The sequence below is a fragment of the Leptospira montravelensis genome (assembly GCF_004770045.1).
GTDB classification, from domain to species: domain Bacteria; phylum Spirochaetota; class Leptospiria; order Leptospirales; family Leptospiraceae; genus Leptospira_A; species Leptospira_A montravelensis.
The window spans coordinates 671,150-688,309 of record NZ_RQFO01000004.1 but is presented as its reverse complement, the minus strand read 5'-3'; the positions used below and the strand labels follow the sequence as shown (position 1 = coordinate 688,309).

General features: G+C 37.2%; 15 protein-coding genes. 10 read left to right on the top strand and 5 right to left on the bottom strand.

The window, feature by feature from the left end:
* The first annotated feature begins 96 nt into the window (after positions 1 to 96).
* Positions 97 to 957, top strand: coding sequence for a flagellar hook-basal body protein (locus EHQ31_RS04155; protein WP_135569832.1), 861 nt, complete (start codon positions 97 to 99; stop codon positions 955 to 957).
* A 130-nt stretch (positions 958 to 1,087) separates the two neighbouring features.
* On the opposite strand, the gene EHQ31_RS04150 is transcribed toward EHQ31_RS04155, so the two are convergent.
* A complete protein-coding gene (locus EHQ31_RS04150; RefSeq protein ID WP_135569831.1) occupies positions 1,088 to 1,840 on the bottom strand; it encodes an SDR family NAD(P)-dependent oxidoreductase in 753 nt (250 codons plus the stop codon).
* A gap of 460 nt (positions 1,841 to 2,300) precedes the next feature.
* On the opposite strand from EHQ31_RS04150, the gene EHQ31_RS04145 reads away from it, so the two are divergent.
* From EHQ31_RS04145 to EHQ31_RS04130, 4 genes are all read left to right on the top strand, one after another.
* Positions 2,301 to 5,666 carry an MHYT domain-containing protein gene (locus EHQ31_RS04145; RefSeq protein WP_135569829.1) on the top strand — a complete coding sequence of 1,122 codons (3,366 nt, stop codon included), beginning with the start codon at positions 2,301 to 2,303 and terminating at the stop codon, positions 5,664 to 5,666.
* Entirely contained in the window at positions 5,650 to 6,660 is a 1,011-nt protein-coding gene (locus tag EHQ31_RS04140; RefSeq protein ID WP_135569827.1) for an HD domain-containing phosphohydrolase, read from the top strand. The genes EHQ31_RS04145 and EHQ31_RS04140 overlap by 17 nt, the downstream gene beginning before the upstream one ends.
* 26 nt (positions 6,661 to 6,686) lie before the next feature.
* A complete protein-coding gene (locus EHQ31_RS04135; RefSeq protein ID WP_135569825.1) occupies positions 6,687 to 7,547 on the top strand; it encodes an AraC family transcriptional regulator in 861 nt (286 codons plus the stop codon).
* A gap of 116 nt (positions 7,548 to 7,663) precedes the next feature.
* Positions 7,664 to 8,152 (top strand): GyrI-like domain-containing protein, encoded by a 489-nt coding sequence (locus tag EHQ31_RS04130; RefSeq protein WP_135569823.1) that lies wholly within the window; start codon positions 7,664 to 7,666, stop codon positions 8,150 to 8,152.
* 32 nt (positions 8,153 to 8,184) lie between these two features.
* On the opposite strand, the gene EHQ31_RS04125 is transcribed toward EHQ31_RS04130, so the two are convergent.
* Together EHQ31_RS04125 and EHQ31_RS04120 are read right to left on the bottom strand one after the other, a co-directional pair.
* On the bottom strand, positions 8,185 to 8,916 hold the full coding sequence (locus tag EHQ31_RS04125; protein WP_135569821.1) for a class II aldolase/adducin family protein: 732 nt from the start codon (positions 8,914 to 8,916) through the stop codon (positions 8,185 to 8,187).
* A gap of 36 nt (positions 8,917 to 8,952) precedes the next feature.
* Positions 8,953 to 9,597, bottom strand: coding sequence for a class II aldolase/adducin family protein (locus EHQ31_RS04120; protein ID WP_135569819.1), 645 nt, complete (start codon positions 9,595 to 9,597; stop codon positions 8,953 to 8,955).
* A gap of 166 nt (positions 9,598 to 9,763) precedes the next feature.
* Here EHQ31_RS04120 and EHQ31_RS04115 point away from each other — a divergent pair, with 166 nt between their 5' ends.
* The 3 genes from EHQ31_RS04115 (at position 9,764) to EHQ31_RS04105 (ending at position 12,940) form a co-directional block, all read left to right on the top strand.
* A complete protein-coding gene (locus tag EHQ31_RS04115; protein WP_135569817.1) occupies positions 9,764 to 10,390 on the top strand; it encodes a TetR/AcrR family transcriptional regulator in 627 nt (208 codons plus the stop codon).
* 165 nt (positions 10,391 to 10,555) lie between these two features.
* The gene (locus EHQ31_RS04110; protein ID WP_135569815.1) at positions 10,556 to 12,418 is read left to right on the top strand and encodes a PP2C family protein-serine/threonine phosphatase; all 1,863 of its coding nucleotides are present in this window, start codon (positions 10,556 to 10,558) and stop codon (positions 12,416 to 12,418) included.
* A gap of 225 nt (positions 12,419 to 12,643) precedes the next feature.
* Positions 12,644 to 12,940: a hypothetical protein gene (locus tag EHQ31_RS04105; protein WP_135569813.1), complete on the top strand. Its 297-nt coding sequence runs from the start codon at positions 12,644 to 12,646 to the stop codon at positions 12,938 to 12,940.
* Between the two features lie 149 nt (positions 12,941 to 13,089).
* Here the strand turns inward: EHQ31_RS04105 and EHQ31_RS04100 are convergent, their stop codons facing one another.
* The gene (locus tag EHQ31_RS04100; protein WP_244247259.1) at positions 13,090 to 13,941 is read right to left on the bottom strand and encodes an SDR family NAD(P)-dependent oxidoreductase; all 852 of its coding nucleotides are present in this window, start codon (positions 13,939 to 13,941) and stop codon (positions 13,090 to 13,092) included.
* Entirely contained in the window at positions 13,938 to 15,368 is a 1,431-nt protein-coding gene (locus tag EHQ31_RS04095) for a flavin-containing monooxygenase (protein ID WP_135569811.1), read from the bottom strand. Before EHQ31_RS04095 ends, EHQ31_RS04100 begins: the two co-directional genes overlap by 4 nt.
* A 137-nt stretch (positions 15,369 to 15,505) precedes the next feature.
* Here EHQ31_RS04095 and EHQ31_RS04090 point away from each other — a divergent pair, with 137 nt between their 5' ends.
* Entirely contained in the window at positions 15,506 to 16,153 is a 648-nt protein-coding gene (locus EHQ31_RS04090; protein WP_135569809.1) for a TetR/AcrR family transcriptional regulator, read from the top strand.
* Between the two features lie 104 nt (positions 16,154 to 16,257).
* On the top strand, positions 16,258 to 17,112 hold the full coding sequence (locus EHQ31_RS04085) for an ankyrin repeat domain-containing protein (protein WP_135569807.1): 855 nt from the start codon (positions 16,258 to 16,260) through the stop codon (positions 17,110 to 17,112).
* Positions 17,113 to 17,160 lie beyond the last annotated feature (48 nt).

The following is a 17,160-nucleotide window of genomic DNA, read 5'->3' as shown; positions in this document are numbered from 1 at the left end:
AAAATTAAAGAAAACTTCAACTCTTTTTTAACTATGTCGCATTTTCTCTTGGGGATTTGGCAGATCTGGTCGAAAGAAAGTATAGGTAGGAACTTTATGTTACGAGGACTCTATACTGGTGCCAATGGGATGATTTCCCAACAAGTGAGAATGGACGTGGTCGCCAACAATTTGGCCAATGTGGATAAAACTGCATTCAAAAAAGATACCACGGTCTTCAAAACCTTTCCTGAAATGTTACTCCACCGTTATTCGGAAGACGGGATTGGAAAAACACCTATGGGTTCCTTTGATACTTCTCCTGTAGTCGGTAAACTGGGGTTTGGTGCCGAAGTGAACGAAGTTTACACTCGCTTTGAACAAGGTGCCGTTAAAAAAACAGATAATATTTTTGACCTTATGGTGCAAGACCAACCTGGTATGGAAAAACCTGCCTTCTTTTCCGTTCTAACCAACCGCGGTGAACGCCTGACAAGAAGCGGTAGTTTTGTTTTGGATAAAAATGGGTTTGTGGTGACCCCACAAGGATTTCCTCTTCTCGGGGAAAAAGGCCCCATTCAAGTGAACCAAGGAAATTTCCTTGTGAAAGAAAATGGAGAAATTTATATCAACGCGAAACTCGGAACCGCTCCCAAAGATGGAACCAACTTTAGCGAAAACCGGTTCGAAGACCCAGTCCTTCTCGATAAATTAAAAATCCGCACGGTAGAAAACCCACGCCACCTAGACAAAGAAGGAGACTCCTTTTATTCCGACACCCCTGAATCCGGCGAACCTACAGCCTTTCCTGAACTACTTGCTCCACAAGTATTACAAGGTTATCTCGAAGCATCGAATGTATCGGTTGTGACAGAGATGGTAGATATGATTGAAGTAAACCGCGCCTACGAAGCTAATTCCAAAACCATGCAAACCCAAGACAGTTTACTTGGCCGTTTATTCGAAATTATGCGATAGGATTTTTTAGGGTGAATCCCCGAAAAAGTTTCGGGGAGCGGGCTTCTCCGGGGTGCGCTAACGCTCCCGTCTGACATCCGTCAGACCAAGCCCTTCGTATCCCTTTCACGGGACAACTCTCGATCTCTCCCTAACTTCTCGTTCCCCCATCCACGCGGTACACAGATCCCGTAATAAAACTAGATTCCTCTGATGCTAAAAATCCAATCAGGTTTGCGACTTCCGCCGGTTTTCCAAGCCTTGCCATCGGGATATTTTTTTCCATAGCCTCTTTCCCACGTTCACCTGCTACATCTAAGATGGCAGTTTCTGTCCAACCGGGACAAACCGCATTGATCCGAACACCAAACCTTGCCACTTCCATTGCTCCCGTTGTGGTCAGTTCAATCACACCCGCTTTTGCTACACAATAAGGTCCAAGAGAGGGGGAAGCACCAAGTCCTGCAATTGAGGCAACATTGATGATCGATCCGCCAATTCTATCACTTAGCATTTGTTTTGTGGCATATTTTTGGCACCAAAATACACTGGTTAGATCCATTAAAATCAAACGGTTCCAAACTTCCGTTGTCACCTTATGCATAAATGTGGGTTTGTTTGCAATTCCCGCATTGTTTACCATAATATCTAATCTTTGCTTTTTAGATTTGAATGTGTCTATTAGAGTTATAATTTCCTCTTCGTTAGTGACATCACATTTAATAAATTCTGCGGTTCCTCCTGAGGATTCTATTTCTTGAACCACTCGATTCCCTTCTGTTACATTGATATCAGAAACGATGACGTGAGCACCTCTTTTTGCAAGTAAAAGGGAAGTTTCTCTTCCGATTCCCAGGGCGGCACCAGTAACGATGGCATTTTTGTTTTTTAAAATTAAATCCATTTGCAAAATTTATTTAGGTTTCTGTCATAGGCAATAAAATTATAAATCATTGTTAGATGAATTTCAAGATAGTGGACCGATTGGTCTCCAAATTCTTCCTAATTTTTCAACCATGATAGTGTTCCAAAAAAAACTTGTAATGAGGCATTGAATTAACCACCAAGGAGAAAATGATCCAGATTTGCCATTCACTAACAATGTAGCTCGTTAAGTTAAATATATGTTTGATTCCGTATATTCTAATATTTTGTTATTACTCCTTATTGATTATCTGCAAACCTTTTGGTTTTGTCGCATAGCAAAAATCACCACATCCATGCTTTTGTTTTAGTTCCTTTCCTTTTTAATTTAGTGCTAGTACTGAAAATAAAAATAATATTTTAGAATCTATCTAATTTACCTAGTATCCAAAGAATCACTAAATGAATGATATGATTTAGTTGGTATAGGATACGAACAAATGGGGATCGAATTTCTAAAACATTATTTTATCTTAGATGCAGATCAATTGAGCTTTGTGGAAGGCTCCTATAATTATTGGTTGGTTTCTCTTTCCATTTTCATTTCTATTTTTGCATCCTGGATTTCTTTGTATATGCTCAAACGTTTTTCTAACCTTGAGAATCAATACTCTCGGTTAGCCATTCTCTTTACATCTAGTTTATCTATGGGTGGGGCAGTTTGGTCCATGCACTTTATCGGTATGATGTCATTTGATTTATGTACTAAGGTAACTTATCATAAATCAATAACCATTCTTTCCATTCTTCCTAGTTTTATTGCTTCTTATTTCGCCTTACAAACATTAAACAAAAAGAAAATCACCCGCAAAGAACTAATTTCAGTTGGTATTTTAGTTGGAGCAGGCATTGGTTTTATGCATTATATGGGAATGGCTGCAATGGAAATGCGACCTAAATTAATGTATGATCCATATTTGTTTTTCATTTCACTCGTTGTTGCAATTTCCCTTGCTATCCTTTCTATTTTTATCCAGTTTCGATTGAAAGAAACAAAGTTAAAGATTAAAACAAAGTATTTAACTTTGATTAGTGGAATTGTAATGGGCAGTGCTATTTCTGGGATGCATTACACAGGAATGGCCGCCGCTCGTTTTGTGATCGATCCCACTCAGGTTTTAGATAAAACAAATTCAGATCAATTTTTTTTAGCGGCACTTGTTAGCTTTGGAAGTATTTTTGTGATTGGTTCAGCAGTGGTTACTATTGCTTTTATCAGTTATAAAGATCTATTTCAAAACTTATTAAAAAGTGAATCCAGGTTACGTGCGATTATTGAAACTGCAGCTGATGCTATAGTTATGATTAATACCAAAGGTATCGTTCAGGAATTTAATATTACCGCAGAGAAAATGTTTGGTTGGAAAGCGAAGGAAATCATCGGCAAAAATGTGAAAATACTTATGCCAGATCCTTTTCAAAGAGACCATGATCAATACCTTTCGAATTATTTAAGAACTGGAGAAGCCAAAATCATCGGAAGTGGACGCGAAACCATTGCGATTCGAAAGGATGGAACAACCTTTCCGATTCGTTTAGCCATTGGTCATACAAAACTGCCGCAAGATGATGTTTTTGTTGGTTTAATTAGCGATATTTCGGATAGGGTTTTGATTGAAAATGCTCTTAAAGAAAATGAGGAACAATTAAAATCCTTTATACAAAACATTCCTGGAGTTGTATATCGATGTTTGGTGGATGAACATTGGACTTCTGTTTTTATCAGCGATTCTATTTTGAATTTATCTGGTTATCCTTCTAGTGATTTTCTAGAACCTAACCGTAAACGTACCTTTACTGAAATTATCCATCCGGAAGATAGAATCCATGTTTCTAATATGATTCAAAATGCCATAGATACCGCTGATACATTTGTTTTAAACTACCGCATCATACAAAAATCAGGAGATATTCGTTGGGTCTTAGAATACGGCGGACTTGTTTTAGATGAGAATCAAAAAGTTAAGTTTTTAGATGGAGTGATCTTAGATAATACGGACCGACGAATGATCGAAGAAGCGCTCATTGAATCGAAAGAAAAAGCTGAGTTGGCAGCAATGACTAAAACAACATTTTTAGCCAATATGAGTCATGAAATTAGAACTCCAATGAATGCCATTCTAGGTTTCACTGAAATTCTTCTAGCTGGTGATTTGATTGGAAATCAAAAAAAACAGCTGGAGACCGTAAAAAATTCGGCAAGGTCGTTATTGCGATTATTGAATGATGTTTTAAACTCAGCTAAATTAGATAAAGGTGCTGTCGAACTAGAAGTTTTTGACTTTTCACTAGTTTCACTTGTTGATCAAGTTTGTTCTGCTATGAGTATCGAAGCGAAACGAAAGGGTCTACGTTTTCAATACAAAATTTCAGAAGGTATCAATGATTATTATAAGGGTGATAGTCTTCGCATTAGGCAAATTTTAACAAATTTAATAGGAAATGCGATTAAGTTTACCAAAGAAGGTTTCATTCAACTCAATGTTTCTGCAAAGGGGGGAGAGGTTCTTTTTCATATTGAAGATAGCGGTATCGGTATAGCAGCCGACAGATTAGAAAAAATTTTTGACCCCTTTACGCAAGCAGACGTGTCAATGAGTCGTAAGTTTGGTGGAACAGGGCTTGGTACCACAATTTCTAAACAATTAGTGGAACTAATGAGAGGAATGATTTGGGTAAAGAGTGAGTTGGGAGTAGGTACCCATTTCTATGTTTCTATACCCTTAGAAATAGGGAATCCAGTTTTAGAAATTAATGAAAACATCCAATTTGATTTACCTAAGTTAAAGGTTCTAATTGTAGATGATGTAAAACAGAACGTTGAGTTAATCCAACTTCTTATGACAACCAACGGCCATGAAGTAGAAATTGCAAATAATGGAAGAGAAGCATTAGAAGTTTATAAATCAAAAACTTTTGATTTAGTATTAATGGATATTCAGATGCCTGAAATGGACGGTTTGGAAGCAACAAGGCAAATTCGAATTTTAGAAAAAGTAAACAACCTTAGAGTTCCAATCCTTGCCTTGTCAGCAAGTGTTTTTGAGGAAGATAGGATTTCGGCAAAAGAAGCTGGTATGGATGGATTTGTATCCAAACCAATAGACCTTCAAGATTTATTTTTTGAAATCAGGAAAACTATCACTAACTTTGCATCGCCAAATGATATTTCCGTAAAGAATAAACCCACCAAGGAAAATGAAATCTTTTCTTTAGATAGGGGAATTCAACTTTTTGGTTCTATTGAAAAATACACAAAAATGTTAAATGGATTCTTTTTTGATTTTGAAAAGGATGTAAAAGAATGGAACAAATACAATCACGATCCAATAGGCCAACAGACATTTTTGCATAGATTGAAAGGTGTTTCTTCTAATCTTGGCATCTATCCGATTTCCGATGAATGTATTCGTTTAGAAAAGAAACTACAAGGGTCTAAACTTACCAATGAAGATTTTGAAAGTTTTAAATCAGTTTTTACAGAGGCCCAACTACAATTCCAAACACAATTTTCACATCTTCAGAGTGGATTTATAAATATGGAAAATGATAAAGTCAGTATTCCGAATGAAAATTTGGGGAAAGTAGGTAATTTGATTCAAACATTGAAAGATTCATTTTCCAAGGGATCTTATCTTCAAGAGGAATGGAGAACTCTCTCTCGGTTATTACAAAATACAGAATTAGATCCGATTAGGTTTGAAATTGAATCGTCTATTAGTCAGTTCGATTTTGAAGCTACTGTTCAAAAATTAAAGAACTTGGAAACACAAATTTTTGGAGAACTAGATGGAAATAAATACTAAACCAAAAGTGTTGGTTGTTGATGATGAGCCAACAAACTTACAAATATTGAACGATATTTTACAAAAAGATTATACTTTGTTTTTTGCGAAAGATGGAGAGAAGGGAATCGAACTCGCAATATCACAGTTACCCGATTTAATTTTACTTGATGTAATGATGCCGAAAATGACGGGGCATGAAGTTTGTAAGATACTAAAATCTAACGAAAAAACAAAATATATACCTGTTATTTTTGTAACAGCGTTAACAGATATAGGCGACGAGGAAAAAGGTTTTCAATTGGGAGCCGTTGACTATATAACCAAACCAGTAAGCCCTCCGATCGTAAAAGTTAGAATCAAAAACCATTTGTCTTTAGTCAATGTTAATGAAGTAAAAGCCACTAGGTTACAAATTGTACAAAGATTGGGTATGGCTTCTGAATATAAAGATAATGAAACAGGTATGCATGTGATTCGTATGAGTCATTATTCGCAAACTTTAGCATTGGCCTATGGATATTCTATTGAAGCATCTGAAGAGATTCTTAATGCAGCACCTATGCATGATGTTGGAAAAATTGGAATTCCAGATTTTATCATTCAGAAACCTGGAAAACTTACCCCCGAAGAGTGGGAAATTATGAAACGTCACCCCGAAATCGGGGCAGAAATCATCGGGGATCATCATTCTAGTTTATTAAAATTAGCTAGATCTATTGCGATCACTCATCATGAAAAATTTGATGGATCTGGTTATCCATACCAATTGAAAGGAGATCAAATTCCCCTAGAAGGCAGAATTATAGCGATTGCAGATGTATTTGATGCTTTAACAACAGTTCGGCCATATAAAAAAGCCTGGGATGTTTCTGAAGCTATCGATTTTTTAAAGAAAGAATCGGGAACACATTTTGATCCGGAATTGGTCAAAATATTTATTTCTGTCTTACCAAAGATTCTTGAAATTAAAAATCAATGGCCAGAGGAAATAGAAAAAAATTCACAAATTTGAATCGTATTCTATTTTAGTAAAATCCTATGGACTATTATGATCAAATAGAACTTGCCATAAGTTTTATGGAAAAGAACCTAACAGAAAACATCCGAGTGGAAGATGTATCGAAAAATGCATTTCAATCGAGATGGCATTTCCAAAGAATTTTTCGTTACGTAACTGGATATTCCGTATATACATATTTAAAAAAACGTCGGCTCACAGAAGCCGGTAACGATTTGATTTTAGGGAAAGATAAAATTATTGATATTGCATTAAAATATCATTATACAACACCTGAATCTTTTCTTCGTGCCTTTCGTTCTGAATATGGAATTAATCCATCTGAATACCGAAAAACAGCTGACCATATTAATTTTCCTATACTAGACATAGAACCCTTGAGAAACAAAGTTCGAATTGATGGTTCAAGGATTAAAACTACAGTCATCACCAAAAATGAATTTATTTTAGTTGGAAAACCTTATCGGACTACGATGCAGAAATGTCAAAATGAAATAGATATTCCAAAGTTTTGGGGTGAATTTATGGGTAATGGTCTTATGGAATCCATACCTAACCGAATCAATCATTCCTTAATGGGAATATATACGAACTGGGATTATGCTGAAAATTTTGATGTGATCATTGGCGCACAAGTGAATTCTGATATGAGAATTCCAGATGGTTTTGTTTCCCACCGGATGATGCCTGCAAAGTATATGGTTTTTACTGTTCCTGGGAATACGAATGAAGACATCCTTAATGGTTGGAAATATATTTATGGAACATGGATGCCAAACACAAGTTACGAAAGAGAATTTAGCGATGATTTCGATTTATTCGATGATCGTTTCCAATCAAATACAAATCCAGAATCTGAAATATACATTCCAATTCAGTAGATAACTTTTAAACATCCTAGTTTTTGTATTCCTCTAAAAACTAGGTTTCCTTTTCTTTTTGTTAAAAAAGCACAAATTGTCAAGAACCCAATTTCGGTTTGCGTTAGGATCTATGTATGGAACAAACTTCATCAAACAAAATTCATTTAGATTCGATGCACCTTGTCGGGATCACAGCACGAACTTCGAATACCAAGGAAATGACCGGAAATGGAAAAATTGCTGCCCTTTGGCAAAGGTTTTGGGAAGAGGGAATTCTTTCCCAAATTTCCGATCCTTTGGTACCTTCCGAAATAGTTGTGGCATATACAGAATTTGAAACCGACGAAAACGGAGAATACACCATCTTAATTGGTACAAAAGTTGGTTCAGTGAAATCTCTGCCAAGTCACTTAACAACCATTAGTGTTTCTGAATCTGATTATCTCCATGTTTCGACGGAGTGGGGCCCCATTTCCGAAATTGGAATTAACACATGGAAAAAAATTTGGTCGGATGAAACATATTGCAAAAATCGTTCTTACAAAACCGACTTAGAAATTTATGGATCCAATGCAAAAGATCCAAATCATTCCCAGTTTGATATCTACCTGGGAATCAAATAGAATCCATTTTAAAATTTAAAAGAAAGAAGGAATCAATAAGCTTTAAAACCCGTTGGTCTTTCCCCACGGGCATAGGCTGCACTTGCTTTCTTTTCATCTTTAATCAGTCTACTTTTTGCTATGAACCGAACCCACCAAGGTATGGTTTGAATAGGACTTCCTGTAGAATGAGCCAATAAATAGGCTTTTGCACATTTTTCGATTAACTCGCAGTTATATATAGCTTTCTCGCGAGTGACACTAGTGACCACCACTGCGTCTTCATCCAAAAATGCGTTAGCTCCCCCAAGGACAATGGAGCTGGTTTCTACGGTTCCATCAATTCGTTTCGGAATGGGAAACACAGGTGCACCAAGTTGTCTGCACTGTTCATCGAATACTAATGGAAGGGGATGGTCTAGTGTCTTAAGAAAGGAACTCCACTCTGGTTGAAACGAAGCGACGGCCCCAATATCCGGTCTTAAAGAATACAAACTTGCATGGAACCGGATTTGGTTGAGTGTTTCTTCACTAATAGATTGGATACGGATGAAAGCAGTTGGGTTTTCTATTGGAAATTCGGTGATCTCTACTTTTGCTTTTTTTCCTTCTCCACGGTGGATCAGAAGGAAACTCCCTTTGCCTGGAAGACGAAAAGAAAGATCTGCTTTATAAGTTTGTAATAAACCTTTAGAATCTAAACGTTGCCATAAATGATTTAATTCTTCTTTATCCGTTTCTGTTTCTAAATTTTGACTTTGTTTTTTGATTGTGGCCGATTTCATTTTGATTCCTTATTTCTAAATCATTGTATTTTTCTATCAGAGAGCTTCGATTAATTGGGTCCTCATCTCACTAGGCATCTGAGATAAATTAGGATTTTTTTCGATTCGTGTTTTTAGGAAACGCGCTGCTTCCTTCTCTAATAACTTAACATTGGAAATCGCTTCATCGAGCGAAAATGCACCACATACAAGACCATGATTTCGTAAAAGATAACCGTTTGTTTCTTTGATAATTCTTTTTCTAAATGCTTTTACCAGAAAGGAAGTTCCTGAAGGAGCATAAGATACAATACGTACAAAATTTCCTATATTCTTTTTTCCTTCACTCGACTGAATCTCCATATCTAAACCAAGTAAAGATACAGCACTGGCAAGTGGTTGGTGTGTATGTAAACTGACTTCAATCTCAGGCCTCAAACTAAAAAAAGAGGCGTGAATTCCACTTTCGGTTGTTGGTTGTTTGGTTCCTTCAACCATCTTTAAATCTTTAATTTGTAAAATACAAAGATCATCAGGTTTCATTGTATAATAATCGGTAGCGGAAGGAGTCACTGCCATTAGTTCAGAATTAATGCGAACAGCTAAGTTTCCTCCGACTCCTGCTAAAAATCCTAAATCAGCTAACTTAACACAGGCGGCAAGCATTGACTTTTTTACTGACTTTATTTTTGATTCGATCATCGACTGTTTCCTTTCTAACTGTATGGAGTAACTCAATACCCGACATTTGTCGATTTTAATTTAGTTTCTGGTGGGCATCTGTCGACTAATTTTTAATGAATTATTAGTTTTTTGGATTGAAACTTTTTGAAAACTCGGCTTTCGTCGACTTTTAGTGATCACTCGTATGCCAAAATCCAACGAAAGACAGGAAAAAGAGAAAACAGAGGACCAAAACCGCAGGTTTCTCCTCGTACAATCATTAAGGGAATTACTACGAGAGGAAGAACCTGCTTCTATCACTTTTGCCGAAGTTTGTGCCCGAGCTAAAATTCCTAGAGCCTCTGCTTATCATTTTTTTCCCAATATGGGCGCTTTGTATCTAGGCCTTCGTATGGTGCATTCCCAATTGGTTTCATTGCGATTGGCAAAGGTAGACACTTCCGATTTTAATACTTGGCAGGACTATGTCCATTTTCTTGCCAGAGAAGCGGCCGCAGTGGTGAGGGAAGACAAAGCATTGATGCGCGTGGTTTATGGGGTTCGGAATGAAGAAACGATGCATGTGGGAAAAGTTTTGGACTCAACGATCACCAAACTGGCTTTATCCCAAGTGGAAGCTCGCTTTTTACTCCCTGATTTCCCTGATTTAAATCGTAAGGTGGGGATTGCTGTATCTTTGATTGATTCCGTCTTTCGGTATTCCTTTCGGGAACAAGGTGAAATCACCGAAGAGATGGTAAACGAAGCAGCCAGGGCGGCCATTGCCTACCTACGTTCTTATTTCCCCGAATACTTACCCTACCGCCAATAGAAAGATCTAAGAGGGAAATTTGAATTTTCCAAAAAACAATCGACAATAGTCGGTTTTTTGTAAATTTACTCCTTACGCCAAAAACACACCAGTGCGGGATCTTATTTTCTACTTTTGAGAAGCAGGACTTGAGGTTTGGTACATTTGCGAAAAGGGAGAAGGTTTATGTTAGGAGCTAATGGTCGTTCTATCATCGGAAAATTAAAAAAGATTTTGGCCGAGTTTGTATCCTCTGTTTTGGGACCAACGGATCGTTTTGTGATGAGACATCGAATTTTAAATGGAACCCTCCTAGCAGGAATTGTCGCTATGGGAGTGGGTCTTTCTTCTGAATTTTTCCGCGAAGGTTTTGAGATGGGCGGGCTCATTGCTTTATGGATGGCATTTGGTTTTGCATGTGTCTTTTATTATTTAGCTAGGTTCCGTCTTTTATTTCAGATCCTGATTTTACCTACCTTTATCATCAGTTCCTTAACTGCTTTTTTGCAGATCAAATACAGTGGTGGTATTGTCAGTGCGAATGTTATGTTACTGGCTCCGATCCTAGTATTAAACATGTTCATCCTCGGAAATAAATATGATTGGATCGCCATCGTTTTTTTTGTCAGTGCATTGTTCGTAGTTAATTCCATCCAAAACATCCATCCTGAATGGTTTTATGATTATTCTTCTGAGAAAGCAAGAAGTGAAGATTTTCTCATCACAGGGATTTCTATTTTATTTTTACTGGGGCTGATGTTAAGAACTCTCAACAGGTCCTATGAAGATGCGATTGGTGAAGTGAGCCGATTGAAATACCAACAAGATGGAGATTATTATCTGACTTCTCTTCTCACACGTCCACTCTCAGGAATTCGTATTCGATCGAAATCTGTTTTGTTCCAAACTTACATCAAACAAAAAAAATCGTTCCAATTCAAAAATAGGGAATACGAATTGGGTGGGGATATTTGTGTCGCTGACCAAATCGTTCTTAGGGGACGTAGTTACTGTGTTTTTGCAAACGGAGATGCTATGGGAAAATCCATGCAAGGGGCAGGGGGTGTGCTTGTTTTTGGGACAGCATTCCGAGCACTCATTGAAAGAACTCATAGAGAAGGAATTCTTTCTGGATACTTCCCAGAACGTTGGTTACATACGGCACTCAATGATTTCAACGATATATTCGAAGGTTTTGATGGTTCTATGTCTATGTCATTGCTTCTTGGTTTGGTAGATGAGGAAAATGGCTTTTTATATTATATTAATGCAGAACATCCATTTCCCATTCGTTTTCGTGAAGGAAAGGCAAGTTTTTTATCGGAAAAAGCCACTAACTTTAAATTGGGAATGCAAAAGGATAAAGCTCTCATCGAAACTTGTTGGATTCGTCCTGGAGATACGATCATCATTGGATCCGATGGGCGTGATGATTTAAGTATAGGTTTTGATTCCAAATCCAATCGTGTGATTAATATGGATCACACTTCTATTTTAACACAAGTGGAAGAAAGCGACGGAGATATTGAAAAACTAGGCCTTCGCCTTCAAAAAATCGGTGAACTGACGGATGATCTTTCCTTACTCAGCATTCGTTTCCAACCACAAACTACAATTGATATAAAAACCAGAGAATCCAGTTTGGAAGAGCCAATTCGCCTAATTCAAAGAAACAACTTCCCGGAAGCTCTAAATTTGTTGAAAAATTATGCAGATTCTTATGCATACGACCCTGCTGTATGGAAATTGTTGTACCGAGTATATCGAAAACTGGAAAAACCGATAGAAGCGGGCAAAGCGGCAGAGATATTTTCCAACAATCACCCTTCGGGTTTACAAATGATATTGGAAGGTGCAATCCAATATGCCAAAGCAAGTTTGATTGACGAAGCCATTGATATGGCAGAAAGGATTTATAGTCGTAAACCTGACGTAATTCCCGTGATCAAAATCCTAGTGAGACTTTATAAAAAGTCTAATCGACCTGAGAGGGCTAGCGATTATGAAGAAGAAATTCTTCGCTTAGAAAATGATTCTCTAGACTCCTAAGGAGAAAATTAGATTGGAATTCGTATCTTATGGGTTAGGTGAAATTTACCTCTATAGACCTATAGTGGGAAGATTTATCTTCTATATTATGAAAAATCAGATTATTTTCTAATAATTCTCCTATCTTCTATTTATGAAAACAAAAATGAATTTACTTTTAAGAATCCAAACATTGTTATCGTTTCCAGAAGGAAGATTTGATATTATCTTCATAAGGTTACATGTATGGAAGAAAACGAAACAATAGAAATTCCACAGATTCAAGAAGAACCTGCTCCGGAAGTAGTAGTTGTGGTTAAAAAAGCAGCTCCTAAGAAGAAAAAGGCCGCAAAAAAGAAAGCAGCAAAGAAAAAAGCGGCTCCTAAAAAGAAAAAGGCCGCTAAGAAGAAAGCTGCTAAAAAGAAAAAAGTGGCAAAGAAAAAAACTAAGAAAGTTCTCGCTAAAAAGAGACCTGCGAAAAAGAAAACTGCTAAAAAAAGAGCAGCGAAGAAAAAAGTCGCAAGAAAGAAAAAAAGACGTTAACTCCTTTTGGGATAATAGATTCGATCTTGGCCCAGATGATCGGGCTTTTCCTTTGAACCTATTATCCCACTCTAAAAGGAATGAAATTCTTTAGTTCCTGATTTCTACCCTTTCCCAGTCGTTTCCAATGTCATAAAGACAAATTCCAATTAATGAATTGTATTTGTATTCGTGATTCCTTTTCCTTTTAACCATTTTTGTTGGTTCCGTTTGCCGATCCATAAGAGGGCAGGTGACAGTTTTCCCATAAGCCAAGGAAAAACAGCGACCAACCTAGAGATAAGCCCATCCGAGTAAGGAACATAGATTTCCAATGTCCCTTTTTTGATTCCCTTTATAACCGCACGTGCCACTGCGTCTGGAGATTGTACTGGGTTCACCCAATTGAGTGCTGTTCCTCCATTTAATGCTTCATGTAAAAGCATGGGTGTATCAACGGCTGCCGGATAAATCCCAGATACTTTAATTTTCGTATGTTTTAGCTCTTCGAAAAGTGCGGTTAAAAATCCGCGCAGTCCAAATTTTCCCGCGGAGTAAAGTGAAGAATCTGCTAAGGCAATGATTCCTCCAATCGAAACAATGGATACGATAGCACCTTCATTTCGTTTTAACATCAGTGGAAGGATTCCATGTGTAATATGAATGGGACTGATTAAATTAATCCATATTTGTCTTTGAATGTCACTGATGGATTGGTTAATAAAAGGACCTTCTTTGGTATATCCAGCATTGTTGATTAAAACACTGATTTCTGGATAATCCTTCTGAATGGAGTGAATTAGATTTTGAATTTCCTCTGGGTTTGTTTGGTCACAGACAAACAACCGAGGATCCCCCTTTAGTTTTTCTTTTACCTGAGACATTTTTCCTAAACTGATGTCGGAAAGAAGTAATTGGTATCCTTCTTTTTCGAGTCGAAGGGCTATCGCTTCCGCAATGGCACCTCCACCGCCGGTAATCAAAGCAATTTTTTTCTTTTGATTTATCGTATCTTTTGTCATTGGGAAATTCCGGTGGATGTAGTTTGATTGTGGGACGCAGAAGGAACAATTCCTGATTTTAGAAAGTTAAATTGTCCAGGTTTTAGCTCTAACCAACCCATTTTCTTTTGTATTTTGGATCTGTAGTTTTTATAAGCTACTTGATTCACATACACGGAATGGCGTCCCGTATTTAAGTATTGAATTTTACCATTTAATAAAGGCCTATCAGTTTTGATTAAATTGGCAAAACGAAGATACGATGGATGATTCTTCCTTTTTGCTTCAATATAGGATGCAATTAAATTTGCCATTTCATCAAACATCTTGTAAGCTCCGCCATCGGTTTCCATATAACCAAGAGCATACAAATTTTCGAAATTTCGATTAAACAAAGTTAAATAGAGGTCAGGTCTTCCATTTTTCCATTCGAAGTATCTCTTATCCATATAAGGAATGGACCAGTTATATCCAGTTGCGAGAATGATGAGGTCTATTTTTTCCTTAGATCCGTCTTTAAAAACAACTGAATCTCCCTCAAGTTTTTCGATATCCGGTTTTGCAATGACATCACCGTGTCTTAAATTATGGATTAACTGGTCGTTGATGATGGGATGTGTTTCGAATATTTTATGATCTGGTGCTGGTAATCCCAGTTTTGTTAGGTCACCGACAAGAAATTTTAATAACTTACCGAATACCAACTGTGAGACCCAATTGGGAATCCAATGAGCACCATCTCCAAAAACATCTGCCGGTTGTCCCAAAATATGTTTTGGTATAAAATGATATCCCCGTCTAACGCTGATAAATGCTTGGTCGGCATTGGCTCCTGCGTCACATGCTATATCACAACCTGAGTTACCTGCGCCTACAATGAGCACTCGTTTTCCATGAAAAAGAGTAGGCGATTTATAATTTACACTGTGTAATATTTTTCCCGTAAAATTATTTTCACCTTCCAATTTTGGTTGGTTCGGTGACCAGGTGATTCCGCTGGCACAAACAATTCCGCCAAACAAATACTTTTCGTTGGAACTTGTTTCAATAATCCAACATCCATCTTTTTCTTTGATTTCTTTTATCGAAGTGTTAAATTGAATCGATGGGTAAAGATTGAATGTTTTAGCAAAATCTCTGTGGTATTTTAAAATTTGTCGATTGGATGGATAGTCTGGATAATTTTCAGGCATCGGGAAATCAAAATAACTAGATAAATATTTTGAAGAAATGAAGTGGGCGCTTTCATACATAGGAGAACCTGGATTACTGATATCCCAAATTCCTCCTACATCGTTATGTTTTTCAAAAACTTGAAAAGGAATCCCTTTTGCTAGTAGGGACCTCGCCATTGTTAGGCCTGCCGGTCCTGCACCCACGATACAAATTGTATCTGATTTATCGATGATTCCTATAGAACCAGATTGGTTGTTTTTTACGAGATCCATATTCCCTCACATTGTTAATATGATCAATGATCATATTTTTGAGATCATTGATCATAAATTAGAATCAGTCAAGACCAAATTTGGTAGTTTGGGGAAAAAAGAAGTGCAAATTCTGACATGAAAATTCTCCTTTTCTTATGAGTCTTGAGTTCAAAATCCCTGTCCAAACGAGAAGTCGCGACCGTGTCGAACTCATTTTAAAAACTGCTAGGGAATTGATTGGTGAAAAAGGAATCGATGCTGTGAGTATGCGTGAGATTGCGCAAACAGCAGGAATTCAAATTGGCTCCTTATACCAATACTTCCCTGGAAAAAGTGTATTATTGTTAACTATCATGAATCAATATTACGATTTATTGTATGATGAAACAAAAAGAATTTTAGATCCAGTGCGGACCACTGCTGAATTAGAAGTTGCCGCTGAAATTGCTTTCAAAAAATTTATAACAATATTTCAAAAAGACCCGGCCCTTGCCAATCTTTGGGCAGGTGCTAGGGCCATTCCCGAATTAGTATCCGAGGACAATCGTGATACATATAGAAATGCGGAATTAATAGTCAAAACTACCTTACGTTGCCTACCTATCTTAAAAGAATCAGAAGTCAGACCTTTTGCCTTATATTTCAGTCACACCATAGGTATGGTCATCAGGTTTGTTCGAGAAATTGAAGTGGATCATGGTAAAGCAGTTATGAAAGAAAGTTTAGAGATTCTAAAATTAAGGCTAAGGGAGTTTGAAAAATTAGCAAAACAAAAATCCAAACAAAAGAAGAAGGGCAATTGAAATACAAACCTTCGTTTGGATTTTAATTCTGACGATGTAACTTTTTGTAACATCTAATCGTTGTTTTTGGCTTGCTTTCGAATCAAATCCATTAAGGTATTAGGATGAAAAAACTCATTCCTCTATTTCTTTTATGGGCCTCGGTCTCTTGTGCGAGTTTGCCCTACACAATCGAAGATCGTAAATTCGACAAAGCCAAACAAATGATCGAAGAAGGTGCAGATGTAAACCAAACTTCCGATTGTTTTCATGCACTTACGATAGCAGCAATGGAAGGAGATGAAAGTCTCGTGAAGCTTTTGTTAGATAAAGGTGCAAAAGTCGATAATCGTTCCAAAGAATGTGATTATACCGACCGAATTGGACCGTTCCGTATGAAATTTCGTTGGGGTGCAAGGACAGCCCTTGACAGAGTGGCCAACGCTAAAATTGCAAAATTACTTTTGGCAAAAGGTGCCAATCCAAACATTGCAGGATATCGTGAATATACTTTTGGCCCAGATTACGACACTGCTTTATGGAATGCGGTACGTAACGCTGATTTTGAGCTAGTAAAGGTATTGGTGGAAGCTGGAGCTAACCCAAATGTATATAACAAGTCTGGCAAAAATAGCATTTGGGAAATGGCAGAAGCTAGAAAATCCCAAGGGAAACCAGAATTCCTTTCTTACCTACAATCCAAAGGAATGAAAAAACTTGAAATTACAGATGCCAAAGCCAAAACAACGGATGGCAAAATCCTTACTAAATACAAACACATTGCCACTGGTGCTGTCACGGAAATGCCGGCTGACATTGCAAAAGGTGTGTATGAAAATCCTAAAAATTATTCAGCACTAACAATAAACGCAGCCGATGGAGCTTACTACCATTATGCGGAATTTGTTTGGACAGAAACGGGACAAAACCTATACGAATGGTATCTGCTTCGTCATAAGAAAGCAGGAACTTTGAAATAAAATTTTAGTCCAGAGTATTTGAAATTTTGATTTCTACTTTTGGTTCTT

Excerpts from the sequence above, each read along its gene's own strand:
- EHQ31_RS04155 (WP_135569832.1), top strand. The coding sequence starts at position 97 with ATGTTACGAGGACTCTATACTGGTGCCAATGGGATGATTTCCCAACAA.
- EHQ31_RS04150 (WP_135569831.1), bottom strand. The coding sequence starts at position 1,840 with ATGGATTTAATTTTAAAAAACAAAAATGCCATCGTTACTGGTGCCGCC.
- EHQ31_RS04145 (WP_135569829.1), top strand. The coding sequence starts at position 2,301 with ATGGGGATCGAATTTCTAAAACATTATTTTATCTTAGATGCAGATCAA.
- EHQ31_RS04140 (WP_135569827.1), top strand. The coding sequence starts at position 5,650 with ATGGAAATAAATACTAAACCAAAAGTGTTGGTTGTTGATGATGAGCCA.
- EHQ31_RS04135 (WP_135569825.1), top strand. The coding sequence starts at position 6,687 with ATGGACTATTATGATCAAATAGAACTTGCCATAAGTTTTATGGAAAAG.
- EHQ31_RS04130 (WP_135569823.1), top strand. The coding sequence starts at position 7,664 with ATGGAACAAACTTCATCAAACAAAATTCATTTAGATTCGATGCACCTT.
- EHQ31_RS04125 (WP_135569821.1), bottom strand. The coding sequence starts at position 8,916 with ATGAAATCGGCCACAATCAAAAAACAAAGTCAAAATTTAGAAACAGAA.
- EHQ31_RS04120 (WP_135569819.1), bottom strand. The coding sequence starts at position 9,597 with ATGATCGAATCAAAAATAAAGTCAGTAAAAAAGTCAATGCTTGCCGCC.
- EHQ31_RS04115 (WP_135569817.1), top strand. The coding sequence starts at position 9,764 with ATGCCAAAATCCAACGAAAGACAGGAAAAAGAGAAAACAGAGGACCAA.
- EHQ31_RS04110 (WP_135569815.1), top strand. The coding sequence starts at position 10,556 with ATGTTAGGAGCTAATGGTCGTTCTATCATCGGAAAATTAAAAAAGATT.
- EHQ31_RS04105 (WP_135569813.1), top strand. The coding sequence starts at position 12,644 with ATGGAAGAAAACGAAACAATAGAAATTCCACAGATTCAAGAAGAACCT.
- EHQ31_RS04100 (WP_244247259.1), bottom strand. The coding sequence starts at position 13,941 with ATGACAAAAGATACGATAAATCAAAAGAAAAAAATTGCTTTGATTACC.
- EHQ31_RS04095 (WP_135569811.1), bottom strand. The coding sequence starts at position 15,368 with ATGGATCTCGTAAAAAACAACCAATCTGGTTCTATAGGAATCATCGAT.
- EHQ31_RS04090 (WP_135569809.1), top strand. The coding sequence starts at position 15,506 with ATGAGTCTTGAGTTCAAAATCCCTGTCCAAACGAGAAGTCGCGACCGT.
- EHQ31_RS04085 (WP_135569807.1), top strand. The coding sequence starts at position 16,258 with ATGAAAAAACTCATTCCTCTATTTCTTTTATGGGCCTCGGTCTCTTGT.